The following is a 15,977-nucleotide window of genomic DNA, read 5'->3' on the forward strand; positions in this document are numbered from 1 at the left end:
AATTGTGTTTCACGTGAAACATTAAATTATAATTTTAATATATCCATAATTCTTTGCAGTTCTTCTTCTGAATAATATTCTATTTGAATTTTACCTTTATTACCTTTAGAATTTATACTTACCTTAGTATTAAACAGGTTTTGTAATTTGCTTTCTATATCTGCATAATAAGGATTAATAGCCTTCTCTTTATTAACAGTTTTCTCTGATTTCTTTTTATTCATACTTCTAATCAGTGCTTCGATTTGTCTAACACTTAAAGATTCATCAATTATAGTTTGAGCTAATTTATACTGAGTTTCTTTATCTTCTACAGCTAACAATGCTCTTCCATGCCCTTCGCTAATTACCCCATCTATGAGATATTCCTGAACCCTAGTATCTAAATTTAATAATCTCATACAGTTTGCAATTGCTGTTCTAGACTTGCCAATTCTTCTACTAACTTCTTCTTGAGTTAAAGAAAAGTCATTAATAAGCTTTTTATAAGCTACCGCCTCTTCAATAGGGTTTAAATCTTCTCTTTGAATATTTTCTATTAAAGAAACTTCTAGTATTTCCTTATCATTTAAATCTAAAATCACTGCAGGAACTTCTTTTAATCCTATGCTTTTTGCAGCTCTCCATCTTCTTTCTCCAGCAATTATAGTATAAAATCTTCCTTCTTTCTTTAAAACTAATGGTTGAATTATTCCATGTTCCTTAATAGACTCTGATAATTGTGTAATCTTTTCTTCATCGAAATTTTTTCTTGGCTGGTCATTATTAGCCTTTATCAAGTTAATATCAATTTTCATTGTTGAATCTTCTTGTGAAATTTCATCGGGTATTAATGCGCCCAATCCTTTCCCCAGTCCATACTTCTTACTCAATGTTTATCACACTCCTTGGTTTTTTAAAAATTCCTTTGCTAATTTTTCATATGCTTCAGATCCCCTGCACTTATCATCATAAAGCATAATAGGCAATCCAAAACTTGGGGCTTCTGCTAATCTTATATTCCTAGGAATGGTTGTCTTATAAACTTTATCCTTAAAGTATTTAGTAACCTCCGCTGCAACTTCATTGCATAATTTAGTTCTGCTGTCATACATGCTCAGCAAAACTCCTTCAATATCTAGGTTCTTATTTAAAGACTTTTTAACAAGTTGAATAGTGCTAATTAGCTGGCTTACTCCTTCTAAAGCATAAAATTCACACTGTATAGGAATTAAAACACTATTAGCAGCACTTAAAGCATTTATGGTTAAAAAACCTAGAGATGGCGGACAATCTATGAATATAAACTCAAATTCATCTTCTAAAGCTTCTATTTCTCGCTTTAAAATAGTTTCTCTATCTTCTTTATCTATCAATTCAATTTCTGCTCCCACTAATTCCATATTAGACGGAAGTATATACAAATTATTGATAAGTTCGCTTTTAATAATAGCATCTTTAATTGAAACATTAGAGGCTAATACATCGTAAATAGAATATTGTATACTTTTTTTATCAATTCCAAGACCACTTGTGGTATTTCCCTGAGGATCTATATCTATAGCTAATACTTTATGTCCATTCATAGCTAAATTAGAACATAAATTTATATTAGTAGTTGTTTTTCCAACTCCGCCTTTCTGATTAAAAACACATATAGTCTTCATCTCATCCCCCCCTAATAATTAAATATAGTAATATTTTTCTGTGTTTTTATAAACATTAACCATTATATCCATTATAATATCTTATAGTATATTTATAAATATTAAAAAGTAAAAAAAACACCTAAATTTCTCAATTATAAGAAATTCAAGTGCTTGTTTCACGTGAAACATTAAAAATTTAAAATAAGTTCTACTTTTTAGGTACATCTATTATAATCTGAATTTTATCATCTAAATCCTTACTTCTATAAGTAGCTCGTACACCATACTTATCAAAAACTTGTTTTACTGTATTAACATATATTCTAGCATTAAAAATTCCTTTAATTTTTTTCTTACCATCAGCTGCAAGTTCCTTACCACTAATTTTTAGTAACTCTTTATTTATTAATTCCTCAGTAGCCTTTACATTTAACCCTCTTTTTATAACAGCTTTTATGACCTTTTCCTGTAATTCAACAGTAGGCAATTTCAACAGAGCTCTTGCATGTCTTTCTGTTAAATTATTTTCTAATATTATTTTTGTTATTTTCTCATCTAACTTCAAAATTCTCAGCTTATTTGCTATAGTAGATTGCTTCTTTCCAATTATATCTGCAAGTTGTTCTTGAGTATAATTATGCTTTTTTATCAAATTATAGTAAGCTTGTGCCTCTTCTAAAAAATTCAAGTCTTCTCTTTGAATATTTTCTAATAGAGCAATTGCAGCAGAATCCTTATCATCAATATTTATAATTATAACTGGTACTTCTTGAAGTCCTATCTTTTTTGCTGCTCTAAATCTTCTTTCGCCTGCAACAATTTCATATTTATCTTCCTCTAGTTTTCTTACGGAAATAGGTTGAATTATTCCATAAGTTTTTATAGATTGAGCCAATTCCTCAATTGCCTCTTCATTAAAGTACTTTCTTGGCTGATAAGCATTAGGAACAATGGCATTGACAGATATATATTTTACATCTTTTTGCATAACTTCCCCATCCCTTCATTTAGTGCACTAAGCTATGTTGTAAAATTATATAAATTTCTCAATACTTTAAAACACAACAACCATTATAAAGGTTTTTTAGCAGCCGTTCCTGCTTTCCTTGGATACTGTTTAGGAGTATTTTTTATCTTCTTAATAACCACCAAGTTATGATTTAAATCACTATCTTCTATTTCAACCTCTATTATATCCTCCAATTTACCACCTAAAATTCCAATAGCTCTTTTGGCATTTATGACCTCATCTTCTACAGCAGGACCTTTCATTGCTATAAAGTAGCCTCCAACTTTTACATAAGGTAAACAAAATTCGCTTAGTGCAGCCAAATTAGCTACTGCTCTTGAAACAACTGCATCAAACTTTTCCCTATACTCAGAAGTTTGAGCATAATCTTCAGCTCTGCCATGTACAGTAGATACATCATCAATTCCTATATTTTTTAAAATATCATTTAATACATTTATTCTCTTTTTTAGTGAATCTAATAAAACAATTTCTATATCTGGTCTCATGATTTTTATTGGTATACCTGGAAATCCTCCTCCAGTTCCTATATCAATAATCTTTTCTGCTTCTTTTAATGGCTTAAACTTAAATATTTTCATACAATCTATAAAATGCTTTTTTATTATTTCTTCATCCTCTGTTATAGCCGTAAGATTAACTTTTTGATTCCATTCCTTTAATAAATCTTTATATTTTATAAACTTCTCATATTTTGTATCATCAAGCTCCATATCCACACTACTCGCTGCAGCTGTTAATATATCATAATACTCTTTACCCAATTATCCTATTCCTCCTTGGCATTCACTCTTTTATTATATTGTTCAAGCGCTATTAGAAGAACTGATATATCAGCTGGAGATACTCCTGAAATTCTAGATGCCTGCCCCATATTTACAGGCCTCATTTTACTTAACTTTTGAACGGCTTCTATTCTAAGTCCCTTAACAGAATTATAATCAAACTCCTCAGGAATCAACTTATTCTCCATCTTTTTAAATTGCTCTACTTGCTCTAACTGCTTTTGAATGTATCCTTCATATTTTGACATAATATTAACTTGATCCTGGACATCTTTTGAAAGATTTGGTCTTTCTGGATCTAATGGAGCTACCATATAATAGTTTAGTTCAGGTCTTTTTATTAATTCATATAAGCTTATAGGTTTTCTCAAAGGTACTGAATTCAACTTTTCTAAGAACTCATTAACTTCTTGTTTATTAGTAATTTGAAGATTTTTTATTCTTTCAATCTCACTATCTATAGCATTTTTCCTCTTTAAAAATTTCTCATACCTTTCTTCAGTTACAAGTCCAACTCTATGACCAATTTCAGTAAGTCTAAGATCCGCATTATCCTGCCTTAACAATAATCTATATTCTGAGCGGGAAGTCATCATCCTATATGGTTCCTCTGTACCTTTAGTTACCAAGTCATCTATTAAAACTCCTATATAAGCATCAGATCTCTTTAAAATCAAAGGCTCCTTATTTTGAATTTTTAAAGCTGCATTTATACCTGCTATTAATCCCTGACTAGCTGCTTCTTCATATCCAGAACTTCCGTTTATCTGTCCTGCAGAGAAAAGTCCACTAATTTCTTTAAATTCTAAACTTAGCTTTAACTGAGTAGGATCTATACAGTCATATTCTATAGCATATCCTGTTCTCATAATTTCTGCATTTTCAAGTCCTATTACACTTCTTATCATTTGAACTTGTACTTCTTCTGGAAGAGAACTTGACATTCCTCCTACATACATTTCTTCTGTATTTTCTCCTTCTGGTTCAATAAATATCTGATGCTGCTGCTTCTCTGGAAATCTCATGATTTTATCTTCAAAGGAAGGACAATATCTTGGTCCAACACTTTTTATAGAGCCATTGTATAAAGGAGATCTATGAATATTATCAAGTACAACATTCTTAGTTTTATCTGTTGAATAAGTTAAATAACATGAAACTTGTTCTCTTTCTATGTTTTCGCTCATAAAGGAGAAAGGTACTACTTCTTCATCACCCTTTTGCTCAACCATCTTTGAAAAATCAACGGACCTTCTATTAATCCTAGCTGGAGTTCCTGTTTTAAACCTTCTTAGTCTTACACCATGTTTTATTAAACTTTGAGATAAATAATTTGCTCCCATAAGTCCACTTGGACCACTTTCATATTCAACTTCACCAATTATTATCTTTGATTTTAAATAAACTCCTGTAGCCAAAATTACAGCTTTTGTTTTATAATATGCTCCATTTCGAGTTGAAACACCCTTAACTTTATTTTCTTCTATATCTATTTCTACAATTTCTCCCTGCCTTAGATATAAATTTTCAGTCTTTTCTAAAGTGTGCTTCATTGTTTGTGAATATCTATGCTTATCTGCCTGAGCACGAAGAGAGTGTACAGCTGGTCCTTTAGATGTATTTAGCATTCTGGACTGAATATATGTATTATCTATATTAATTCCCATTTGCCCACCTAAAGCGTCAATTTCTTTTACTAAATGACCTTTAGCTGTACCACCAATATTCGGATTACACGGCATCATAGCAACACTTGCTAAGTCTGTAACAAATACACCTGTCTTAGCTCCTAGTCTAGCACTAGCAAGAGCAGCTTCACAACCTGCATGACCTGCCCCAATAACAACAACATCAAATTCACCTGCAAAATATCTCATAATATCCTCCTACTATTTTCCTAAGCAGAATTTAGAAAATATAGTGTCAATTATATCTTCTTCTACTGTATCACCATTTATTTCTCCTAAAATTTTCCAAGCATTTCTAAGGTCAATAGATGCTAAATCTATTGCAAAAGTATTCTCTAAAGCTCCTATAGCTGCAATTAAACTTTCTCTAGCTCTTATCAAGGCTTCTTTATGTCTTGCATTAGTAATCATTACTTCCTTGGCTGTAACTTCTCCTTTAAAGAATAATTCTTTAATCACTTGTTTAAATTTATCTAATCCTTCTCCAGTCTTTGCTGAGATTTCTATAATATAATCTGAATTTAAATCCTTAATTTTATCTTTATCTATTTGCGGTCTTAAATCGGTTTTATTAAGTAAAACTACATATTTTTTATCTTTAATAAATTCAATTACTTCTCTATCTTCCTCATCTATCTTACTACTTGCATCCAACACTAAAACCACTAAATCAGCACTTTCTATTTTTTCTCTTGACTTTTCTACACCTATTTTCTCAACAACATCTTCAGTTTCTCTAATTCCTGCTGTATCAACAATTTTAATAGGTATTCCATCTATGCTTATATATTCTTCTATTATATCTCTTGTAGTTCCTGGAACCTCTGTTACAATAGCTCTAGATTCCATAAGCAAAGCATTTAAAAGAGATGATTTTCCAACATTTGGCTTACCAACAATTACAGTATTCAATCCTTCTCTTAATATCTTACCTTCATCAGCACTGCTTAACAATGTTTCCACTGATTTTAATATATCCTCAACTTGTGCTTTAGCCTTTTCAGAAGTAACCTCTTCTAGATCATCCTCAGGATAATCAACAGTAGCCTCTATAGCCGCTATAATCTCAAGGAGTCCATGTCTAAGCTCATTTATTTCCCTGGAAATCTTACCACCAGACTGCTCTAAAGCGGATTTTGCACTTAGCTCTGTCTTAGCTGTTATTATATCAATGACTGCTTCTGCTTGGCTTAAGTCAATTCTTCCATTTAAAAAGGCTCTTTTAGTAAACTCTCCAGGTTCTGCAATCCTTGCACCTGCTTTTATAACTTCTTCCAATATTCTTTTCGTAACTACTACTCCACCATGACAGTTTATTTCTACAGTATCCTCAGCAGTGAAACTTCTAGGTCCCTTCATATAGCTTACTATAACTTCATCTAAAGTTTCACCTGTATCTTTATCTATAATAAATCCATATCTCATGGTATATGTCTTTATATCGTCTAATTTTTTATCATTTTTACCTTTAAAAATACTGCTTACTATTTTTAGAGCTTTATCTCCAGAAACTCTTATTATTGATATTCCGCTCTCACCTAAATTTGTAGCAATAGCTGCTATAGTATCAAATTCTTTCATAATTTCACCCTCTCTAAATTTGAAGTTTACTATATATACATCTATAATTTCAATAGCAATACTGTACTTTCAGCTGTTTTTTTCTAAAATAATTAAAATTCCTATCTTACAAATTTAATATTAACATTTACATAGAACATATCCAAACTTTTTTATTAAAAATTAAAAGAAAGCCTTTTTGTACTAGGCTTTCTTCTTTAAATCAACAACTACTTTTCTATAAGGTTCTTCACCTTCACTATAGGTAACTACATATGAATCATTTTGAAGAGCAGCATGAATAATTCTTCTTTCATAAGGATTCATTGGCTCCAATTTTACAGCTCTATTGGTTTTTCTAACTTTATAGGCTATTTTTGTTGCAAGCCTTTTTAGGGTTTCTTCTCTCTTTAATCTATAGTTTTCAGTATCTAATATAACCTTTTTATATTTACCATCATTATTTTTATTAATAACTAAACTCACTAAGTACTGAAGCGAATCCAGCGTTTCTCCTCTATGCCCTATAATAAGTCCCATGTTAGGACCTATCAGATTGATGTTTACTATATCATCATTTCTTTAATCTTTATTTCAGCTAATATTCCCATAGCATTTAAAATTTCTCTTAAAAACTTCCTAGCATCTTCCATATAATCATTTTTAAGAGTTACTTCTACTATGGCATCTTTTCCTTTAAATAACTTAAATAAACCTTTACTACCTTCATCTATAATTTTTATATCGACTTTATCCTTCGGTTACATTGAGCTCCCTTAAAGCATTATGAACAGCTTCTTCTACAGTCTTTCCATTCATCTGTATAGATTTCATACCCAATACACCAGCCTTCCTAAACTCAAAATAAGGCATAATTATATACTTTTATTTATTTCAAACCTTCTTTTGCTGTTTTTTTATTTTCCATAGCTCTCATAATTAAAGTCTGACCTATCTGGAATAAGCTATTTGTTACCCAATATAATACTAACGCTGAAGTAAATCTAAAACTCATATATGTTATAAAAATTGACATTCCTATGCTCATATTTCTTGTCTGTTTTGCTTGAGCATTATCTCCAGTACCAGCAGGTGTCATGACTGCAGTAGAAAGATATGTTAATACTCCTGAAAGTATTGGCAATATCCATGTTCCTGGATTTGATGTTGCAGTTCCCATTAGTTTAAGACCCATAAAAGTTACATTAGCTATATTTGGCTCAATTAAGCCTAAATTATTAAATACATAATATAAAGCTATAAGTATAGGCCACTGCAATAAAAGTGGAAGGCACCCACCTAAAGGATTAACGTTATTCTCCTTATAAAGCTTCATAATTTCTTGTTGTTGTCTTTGTGGATCGTTTTTATACTTTTCTTGTAATTTCTTCATTTCAGGTTGTATTTCATTCATCTTAACTTGAGACCTAATTTGCTTATAGTTTAATGGAAATAATAATAATCTTATTATAAGTGTAACTATAATTATAGTTAAACCATAAGAAATATTAGGATTACCTACAATACTGTGAACCCCATTATGTATTATACCGAAAAATTGTACTAACGCATTATTTAACCAATTGATTTTTAAAGCCAATAATCCATAATTCATAAAAAAGATATCCAAGCAAAAACCTCCTCCAAACTATTTAACAGGATCATATCCACCCGGATTAAATGGATGGCATTTTAATATTCTTTTTATAGCCATTATACCACCTTTAAAAGCTCCATATCTTTCAATAGCTTCTATGGCATACTGAGAACAAGTTGGATAAAACCTGCAGCTGGGCTTTTTTAAAGGGGATACATACCTTCTATAAAATTTTATTACATTAATAAATATTATTTTCAACATTAATTATATAGACCTGCCCTTTTTAACAGATTTATAACTGAACTTTCTACTTCATCGTAACGTTTTCCTTTTATAGCATTCCTCGCAACAAAAACTAAATCATATCCATTTTTCAAATTTTCTCGATTCAATCTATAGCTTTCACTAATTAATCTCTTAACTCTGCTTCTAACTACACTATTTCCTACCTTCTTGCTAACAGATATGCCTACTCTGGTAGTATCTAAATTCATGTTATTCCTAAATACATACAACACTAATAAAGAATTAGAGTATGATTTTCCTCTTCTATATACTCTTCTAAACTCTACATTTTTTCTTATTTTGTACTTTTTTTTCATTGCAAGTGCTCCTTTTTTTCTGCTAATTGCAGAAAAAGGCCACCACTGCGGCCTTATCTTATGCTGTCAATCTTTTTCTTCCTTTTTGTCTTCTTCTTCTAAGAACGTTTCTTCCAGATAAGCTCTTCATTCTCTTTCTGAAACCATGTTCCTTTTTTCTCTGTCTCTTTTTTGGTTGGTATGTCATCTTCATATATATACACCCCCTTTATGTACCGTGGCACTTTATATTAAACAAATTATTTCAACTATAAAGTAGTTTTACCATTCAATTATATATATATCACCTGTTATTGTCAAGATTATGGTAGGTTGTTGATATTTTTTTATTTATTAATCCTTTTTTGTGGATAAGTTCTTGAACAGTATGTATTCTTTTGCTATTATTATTGTTAGGCTGTTGATAATTTATATATTTATAAAGTTATTCACAGGCTGTGGACAATTTTGTGCATAACTTGTGTCATATCGCTTAAACTCTGCAACTTATTTTTTATTTTTGACTTATTTTCTTAATTTTATTCAAACTATAAGATGTTAATACATATTTCTATCATATGTTAATAACTAATTTGAATGTAATTTTACTAACATTATTATACACATGTGAATATTTTTTTTTATATTTGTCAACAACCTATAATAACAGTTTATATCTTGTTTATAATATGTTTATTTGCTGTTAGTATACTATACATAATTATTTTATTATAAAAAAAATAATTTTTATATAGACTGGAGGATAAAAAATGGATGCCCAATTAAACCAACTTTGGGATAAAACCTTAAATATAATAAAAGGTGAACTTACCGAAGTAAGTTTTAATACTTGGATAAAAAGTATAGTTCCTATATCTTTAGAACAAACTACAATAAAATTACAAGTTCCTAACGACTTTACTCGGGGCATTCTTGAAAGTAGGTACAAGGATCTAATTGTTAATGCTATTAAACTTATAACTTCTAAAAAATATAATATTGATTTTTTAATCTCATCAGAAGATAAACTTAGCGATGACAAAGCCAGTACTAACAACACTTCCAAGAGTAATAAGGCAAAAAAAAGCAATATAGTTGTTAGTGATGAAATGTCTTCTATGTTAAATCCAAAATATACTTTTGATTCTTTTGTAATAGGCAATAGTAATAGATTTGCTCATGCTGCTTCCCTAGCAGTTGCTGAAGCTCCAGCTAAGGCTTATAATCCACTATTTATATATGGAGGAGTTGGTCTTGGCAAGACTCACCTAATGCATGCTATTGGTCATTATATATTGCAGAACAATCCAAAGGCAAAGGTAGTTTATGTTTCATCTGAAAAATTTACTAATGAACTTATAAACTCTATAAAAGACGATAAAAACGAGGAATTTAGAAATAAATATAGAAATGTAGATGTTTTATTAATAGACGACAGCCAATTTATAGCTGGTAAAGAACGTACTCAGGAAGAATTTTTCCATACATTTAATACTCTTTATGAAGCTGATAAGCAAATCATTCTCTCTAGTGATAGGCCTCCAAAAGAAATTCCTACATTAGAAGATAGATTGCGTTCAAGATTTGAGTGGGGACTAATTGCTGATATTCAAGCTCCTGACTTTGAAACAAGAATAGCAATATTAAAGAAGAAAGCGGATGTAGAAAATCTAAACATACCTAATGAGGTTATGGTGTATATTGCTACAAAGATAAAATCTAATATTAGAGAACTTGAGGGAGCGTTGATAAGAATAGTCGCTTATTCTTCCTTAACTAATAGAGAAATTAGTGTTGAACTAGCAGCTGAAGCCTTAAAAGATATAATATCCAATGAAGAAAATAAACAAGTAACTATAGATCTTATTCAAGATGTAGTTTCAAATTATTTTAATTTAAAAATCGAAGATTTAAAATCTTCAAGAAGAACACGTAACATAGCTTTTCCAAGACAGATAGCTATGTACCTAAGTAGAAAATTAACTGATATGTCTCTCCCTAAAATAGGTGAAGAATTTGGTGGAAGAGACCATACTACAGTAATACACGCTTATGAAAAAATATCTACTAATTTAAAGAAGGACGAATCTTTAAGAAGCGTTATTAATGATTTAACTAAAAAAATTAATAACAACTAACAATTGTTTATAATATTATGTATAAATCACTGTGGATAAAATTGAAATATATTTTTTACTATTTTATTGTGGATAAAACCAAAAGGTTTCTTTTAAATTATCCACAATAATTTTTGCCTTATTTTTTTCCTATTCTTCTTGGGTTGAAATACTTATCCACATATTCACAAGTTCTATTACTATTACTACTATATTTTATTAATATATTATCTAATCTTTTTATATAAAAAACTTACTGTTAATAAAAAGGAGGTATACTCAATGAAGTTCACTTGCTCAAAAAATAAATTACAAGAAGCTATATCCATATCTCAGAAAGCTGTAACTGGAAAATCACCAATGCCAATACTACAATCTTTATACATATCAGCAAAAGAAAATACCTTAACTTTGATAGGATCTGATATTGATTTAAGTATAGAAACTAAGATAGAAGCTGATGTTGAAGAAGAAGGTACCACTGCAGTTGACTCAAAAATATTTGGTGAAATAATTAGAAAGCTTCCTAATAGTTCTGTTAATATAAGTACTATAGAAAATAATTCAATAGAGATAATCTGTGAAAAATCTAAGTTTGACCTTGTCCACATGGATCCTGAGGAATTTCCAAGTTTGCCAAAAATAAATGAAAATATAATATTCAGTATTCCTCAAAAAACATTGAAAAGTATGATAAAAGGCACCATATTTGCAACAGCTCAAGATGAAACTAGACCTATCTTAACTGGTATACTTTTTGAAGTTAAAGATAAAAAACTTAATTTAGTTGCATTGGATGGCTATAGGTTAGCTTTAAGAGGAAATAATATAGATAATGAAAATACAATAAGCGCAGTCATACCTGGAAAAACATTTAATGAAGTGTCAAAAATATTAGGTGAAGATGATGAAAATGTAAATATAACTTTTACACCTAATCACATTTTATTCAATTTAGGTCAAACTAAGATTATATCAAGATTATTAGAAGGTGAGTTCATAAAGTATAACTCTATAATTCCTGAAGATTATAAGCTAAAAGTAACTGCTAAGAGAGTTGAATTGTTAAATTGTATAGAAAGAGCTTCTTTAATGGGCAAAGAGGGTAATACTAATTTGGTAAAATTTGATATAAAGGATGACACACTTATAATTACATCTAATTCTCAATTGGGAAAGGTAAGAGAAGAATTAAACATAATTTTGCAAGGCGAAGAGTTAGAAATTGCATTTAATTCAAAATATCTTATAGATGTCTTGAAAATACTAGAAGATGAAGAGTTAGTCATGGAATTCGACAGTAGTGTAAGTCCATGTGTAATCAAAAGTAAAGAAAATAATGGATACACATATCTAGTGTTACCAGTAAGACTGTTAAGAAGTTAACAAGGCCAAATAAAAGTTAGTTGGAGGACCAAAATATGAAAGAAGTTAAAATAGAAACGGATTTTATTAAGTTAGACTCTTTTTTAAAGTGGGCGGGGATAGTTTCACTAGGTTCAGAAGCAAAATTCTATATTCAAAATGGAGAAGTTAAAGTAAACGGTGAAGAAGAATTAAGAAGAGGAAAAAAATTATTTAAAGGTGATATAGTGGAATTTAGTGGAGAAACATATAAAATTATTTAGAAAATAAGTTATAATGTTATGTTATAATTATACGATAGGTGTTTTTATGTACATTAAAAGTTTAAATTTAATAAATTTTAGAAACTATGAAAACTTATTTTTAAACTTAAGCAGCGGGGTGAATGTTTTCATAGGAGATAATGCTCAAGGAAAAACAAATATACTTGAAAGCATATATTACTGCAGCCTTGGTAAATCACATAGAACCAATAAAGATAAAGAGTTAATAAAGTGGGGAGCTAAAGAAGCTTATGTTAGTATATATGTTTCAAAGAAAAGACTAGATAAAAAAATAGATATAAAGATTTTTAAAGAGGGAAAAAAGGGCATAAGAGTTAATTCAATAAAACTAAATACAATTTCAGATCTTATAGGGATATGTAATGTAGTTATGTTTTCTCCTGAAGACTTAAAGATAGTTAAAGAAGCTCCCTCATATAGAAGAAGATTTATAGATATCGAATTAAGCAAGCTTAATAAGAGATATTATTATAGTCTAGTACAATATAATAAGGTCTTAAATGAAAGAAATACCGTTTTACGAAAGTGGAATAAGGATAAAAATATAATTGAAATATATGATAGGCAGCTAAGCAGTTATGGCGGTTTTATAATAAACGAGCGAATTAAATATATACAAAAGTTGAATGAAAAAGCAAAAGAAATTCATAAAAAAATAACTTCAGAAAGTGAAAATATTAATTTTAAATATAGTACATCAATAAAAAATTATGATAACATTGAAAAAGAACTTTTTAATCTATTAAGAGAAAATGCAGAAAAAGATTTTGAAAAAGGTATAACAACTTTAGGTCCACATAGAGATGATTTCACGATAACTATAAATGATATAGATACAAGAAAATTTGGCTCTCAAGGACAACAAAGAACTGCCGTATTATCTATTAAGTTTGCGTCACTGGAGATAGTGAAAGAGCAAAGTGGAGAATATCCTATTCTTCTTCTGGATGATGTTCTTTCGGAACTAGATTTCAAAAGACAAAGATATATTTTAAATTCAATAAAAAAAGTTCAGACTATAATAACGGGTACGGGAATAATTGATATTAAAAATTATTTGGAAAGTGACGTAAAAGTTTTTACGGTTAACAATGGAACGATTAAGTAAGAGTCACTTAAGGAGGATATTTATGTTTTTGCATTTAGGAGAAAATGTAGTAGTTCCATTAAAGGATATAATAGGGATATTCGACATAGAGACTACCATGTATAGTACAGATACTATTCAATTTTTAAGAATGGCTGAAGAAGATGGGTTTGTAGAAAGAATAACTAAAGATGCACCAAAGTCTTTCATTCTTGCGGAAGTGGATAAAAAGAGCAAAATTTATTTGTCACCTATTTCTTCTTCCACTTTAACTAAAAGAACTCAAAATATATTCTATGAACCTAAAGAGTAAGATAGGAGGGCATTCATGGAAAACAAACAAGTTTATGATGAATCACAAATACAAGTACTTGAAGGTCTAGAAGCTGTTAGAAAAAGACCAGGAATGTACATTGGAAGTACAGGTCTTAGAGGGCTTCATCATTTAGTTTATGAGATAGTAGATAATAGCATAGATGAAGCTTTAGCGGGATTCTGTAGAAATATAAAAATATATATACATAAAGGCAATTCTATAACTGTTGAAGATGACGGAAGAGGTATGCCAGTAGGTATGCATCCAAAGATGCATAAACCAACTGTAGAAGTTATAATGACTGTTCTCCATGCTGGCGGTAAATTCGGTGGAGGAGGATATAAGGTATCAGGAGGTCTCCACGGAGTTGGAGCATCAGTTGTTAACGCTCTATCTGAATATTGCACAGTAGAAGTAAAAAGAGAAGGCCATATATGGCAGCAGAAATACGAGAGAGGTAAGGCTATAACTGGCCTTGATATTATTGGTGATGATAATGGTCATGGTACAACGGTACATTTCAAACCAGATGATAAGATATTTGAGGAAATAGAATTTGATTATGATACATTATCACAAAGATTAAGAGAATTAGCCTTTTTAAACAAAGGTATAAGAATAACCTTAACTGATGAAAGAGGAGAAGAAGTAAAGCAAGATGAGTTCCATTATGAAGGTGGAATTAAGTCCTTTGTAGCTTACTTGAATAGAAATAAAGAAAAACTTCATCCAGAACCTATATATGTAGAGGGAAAAAAGGATGATTATATTGTTGAGGTAGCTCTTCAGTATAATGACACATATAACGAAAATATATTTTCTTTTGCAAATAATATCGATACAGTTGAAGGGGGAACTCACTTAGCAGGATTTAAAGCTGCTTTAACTAGAGTTTTAAATGATTATGCTAGAAGATATGGGTATTTAAAAGAAAGTGATAAGAACTTATCAGGAGAAGATACAAGAGAAGGGCTTACTGCAGTAATATCAGTAAAACTTACTGAACCTCAATTTGAAGGGCAAACAAAGACTAAGCTTGGAAATACTGAAGTAAGAGGTATAGTTGATTCTATAGTAACAGAGACTGTAAATACATTTTTAGAAGAAAATCCAGCTGTTGCTAAAGTTATTATGGAAAAGGCACTAACTGCAGCAAGAGCGAGAGAAGCTGCTAAAAGGGCTAGAGAGCTTACTAGAAGAAAGAGTGTACTAGAAAGTACAACTTTACCAGGTAAACTTGCTGATTGCTCATCTAAGGATCCAAAGGAATGTGAAATATATATCGTAGAGGGAGATTCTGCGGGTGGATCTGCAAAGCAAGGAAGAGATAGAAGATTTCAGGCTATTTTACCACTTAGAGGTAAAATATTAAATATAGAAAAGCAGAGATTAGATAGAATATTAGCTTCTGATACAATAAAGGCTATGATAACAGCATTTGGTGCGGGAATAGGAGAAGATTTTGATATAGAAAAAATAAGGTACGATAGAATAATAATAATGACCGATGCCGATGTAGATGGAGCTCATATAAGAACTCTTTTATTAACCTTCTTCTATAGATACATGAAAGAATTAGTGGAAAAGGGCCATGTATATATAGCTCAACCACCTTTATATAGAATACAAAGGGGAAAAGAATTGAGATATGCTTATTCTGATGATGAGCTTCAGAATATATTAACAGAAATGGGCGGAAAAGATAAAAATACTGATATTCAAAGATATAAAGGTCTTGGGGAAATGAATGCGGAACAATTATGGGAAACTACCATGGATCCGGAAAAAAGAACATTGCTTCAAGTTACAATAGAAGATGCAATGGTAGCAGATGAAATCTTTACTATCCTAATGGGAGATAAAGTAGAGCCTAGACGTGAATTCATACAGGAAAATGCTAAGAAAGTTGTTAACTTAGATATATAAGGTAATGAAG

The 15,977-nt window shown here is 30.2% G+C and carries 16 protein-coding genes and 1 pseudogene; 6 read left to right on the forward strand and 11 right to left on the reverse strand.

Annotated elements, in window-relative coordinates:
• Nucleotides 1–26 precede the first annotated feature (26 nt).
• The 11 genes and pseudogenes from ACFWTK_RS05720 to rpmH all read right to left on the reverse strand — a co-directional run bounded on the left by ACFWTK_RS05720 (nucleotide 27) and on the right by rpmH (nucleotide 9,086).
• Complete coding sequence (locus ACFWTK_RS05720; RefSeq protein ID WP_415875116.1) at nucleotides 27–872, reverse strand: ParB/RepB/Spo0J family partition protein; 846 nt, start codon at nucleotides 870–872, stop codon at nucleotides 27–29.
• 6 nt (nucleotides 873–878) lie between these two features.
• A complete protein-coding gene (locus ACFWTK_RS05725) occupies nucleotides 879–1,646 on the reverse strand; it encodes a ParA family protein (protein WP_415875117.1) in 768 nt (255 codons plus the stop codon).
• 190 nt (nucleotides 1,647–1,836) lie between these two features.
• The gene (gene noc / locus ACFWTK_RS05730; RefSeq protein WP_415875118.1) at nucleotides 1,837–2,616 is read right to left on the reverse strand and encodes a nucleoid occlusion protein; all 780 of its coding nucleotides are present in this window, start codon (nucleotides 2,614–2,616) and stop codon (nucleotides 1,837–1,839) included.
• Nucleotides 2,617–2,699: 83 nt separating this feature from the next.
• Nucleotides 2,700–3,371 carry a 16S rRNA (guanine(527)-N(7))-methyltransferase RsmG gene (gene rsmG, locus ACFWTK_RS05735; RefSeq protein ID WP_415875167.1) on the reverse strand — a complete coding sequence of 224 codons (672 nt, stop codon included), beginning with the start codon at nucleotides 3,369–3,371 and terminating at the stop codon, nucleotides 2,700–2,702.
• A gap of 56 nt (nucleotides 3,372–3,427) precedes the next feature.
• A complete protein-coding gene (mnmG, locus tag ACFWTK_RS05740; protein WP_415875168.1) occupies nucleotides 3,428–5,323 on the reverse strand; it encodes a tRNA uridine-5-carboxymethylaminomethyl(34) synthesis enzyme MnmG in 1,896 nt (631 codons plus the stop codon).
• A 9-nt stretch (nucleotides 5,324–5,332) separates the two neighbouring features.
• Nucleotides 5,333–6,712, reverse strand: a complete 1,380-nt coding sequence (gene mnmE / locus ACFWTK_RS05745) for a tRNA uridine-5-carboxymethylaminomethyl(34) synthesis GTPase MnmE (protein WP_415875119.1) — start codon at nucleotides 6,710–6,712, stop codon at nucleotides 5,333–5,335.
• Between the two features lie 183 nt (nucleotides 6,713–6,895).
• Nucleotides 6,896–7,525 (reverse strand): annotated as a pseudogene (gene jag, locus ACFWTK_RS05750) (RNA-binding cell elongation regulator Jag/EloR).
• 55 nt (nucleotides 7,526–7,580) lie between these two features.
• A complete protein-coding gene (gene yidC / locus ACFWTK_RS05755; protein ID WP_415875169.1) occupies nucleotides 7,581–8,279 on the reverse strand; it encodes a membrane protein insertase YidC in 699 nt (232 codons plus the stop codon).
• A gap of 60 nt (nucleotides 8,280–8,339) precedes the next feature.
• Nucleotides 8,340–8,552, reverse strand: a complete 213-nt coding sequence (gene yidD / locus ACFWTK_RS05760; protein WP_415875120.1) for a membrane protein insertion efficiency factor YidD — start codon at nucleotides 8,550–8,552, stop codon at nucleotides 8,340–8,342.
• Nucleotides 8,552–8,893: a ribonuclease P protein component gene (rnpA, locus tag ACFWTK_RS05765; protein ID WP_415875121.1), complete on the reverse strand. Its 342-nt coding sequence runs from the start codon at nucleotides 8,891–8,893 to the stop codon at nucleotides 8,552–8,554. The genes yidD and rnpA overlap by 1 nt, the downstream gene beginning before the upstream one ends.
• 58 nt (nucleotides 8,894–8,951) lie before the next feature.
• A complete protein-coding gene (rpmH, locus tag ACFWTK_RS05770) occupies nucleotides 8,952–9,086 on the reverse strand; it encodes a 50S ribosomal protein L34 (protein WP_415875122.1) in 135 nt (44 codons plus the stop codon).
• Nucleotides 9,087–9,642: 556 nt separating this feature from the next.
• Here rpmH and dnaA point away from each other — a divergent pair.
• The 6 genes from dnaA (at nucleotide 9,643) to gyrB (ending at nucleotide 15,967) form a co-directional block, all read left to right on the forward strand.
• The gene (dnaA, locus tag ACFWTK_RS05775; protein ID WP_415875123.1) at nucleotides 9,643–11,010 is read left to right on the forward strand and encodes a chromosomal replication initiator protein DnaA; all 1,368 of its coding nucleotides are present in this window, start codon (nucleotides 9,643–9,645) and stop codon (nucleotides 11,008–11,010) included.
• A gap of 261 nt (nucleotides 11,011–11,271) precedes the next feature.
• Nucleotides 11,272–12,375: a DNA polymerase III subunit beta gene (gene dnaN, locus ACFWTK_RS05780; RefSeq protein ID WP_415875124.1), complete on the forward strand. Its 1,104-nt coding sequence runs from the start codon at nucleotides 11,272–11,274 to the stop codon at nucleotides 12,373–12,375.
• A gap of 35 nt (nucleotides 12,376–12,410) precedes the next feature.
• Nucleotides 12,411–12,617, forward strand: coding sequence for a S4 domain-containing protein YaaA (gene yaaA, locus ACFWTK_RS05785; protein WP_415875125.1), 207 nt, complete (start codon nucleotides 12,411–12,413; stop codon nucleotides 12,615–12,617).
• A 46-nt stretch (nucleotides 12,618–12,663) separates the two neighbouring features.
• Nucleotides 12,664–13,746 carry a DNA replication/repair protein RecF gene (gene recF / locus ACFWTK_RS05790; protein WP_415875126.1) on the forward strand — a complete coding sequence of 361 codons (1,083 nt, stop codon included), beginning with the start codon at nucleotides 12,664–12,666 and terminating at the stop codon, nucleotides 13,744–13,746.
• Nucleotides 13,747–13,768: 22 nt separating this feature from the next.
• Nucleotides 13,769–14,038, forward strand: a complete 270-nt coding sequence (gene remB / locus ACFWTK_RS05795; protein WP_415875127.1) for an extracellular matrix regulator RemB — start codon at nucleotides 13,769–13,771, stop codon at nucleotides 14,036–14,038.
• 15 nt (nucleotides 14,039–14,053) lie between these two features.
• The gene (gene gyrB, locus ACFWTK_RS05800) at nucleotides 14,054–15,967 is read left to right on the forward strand and encodes a DNA topoisomerase (ATP-hydrolyzing) subunit B (protein ID WP_415875128.1); all 1,914 of its coding nucleotides are present in this window, start codon (nucleotides 14,054–14,056) and stop codon (nucleotides 15,965–15,967) included.
• The last annotated feature ends 10 nt before the right edge of the window (nucleotides 15,968–15,977 follow it).

It is taken from the genome of Clostridium sp., from assembly GCF_047777555.1.
Taxonomy (GTDB): domain Bacteria; phylum Bacillota; class Clostridia; order Clostridiales; family Clostridiaceae; genus Clostridium_H.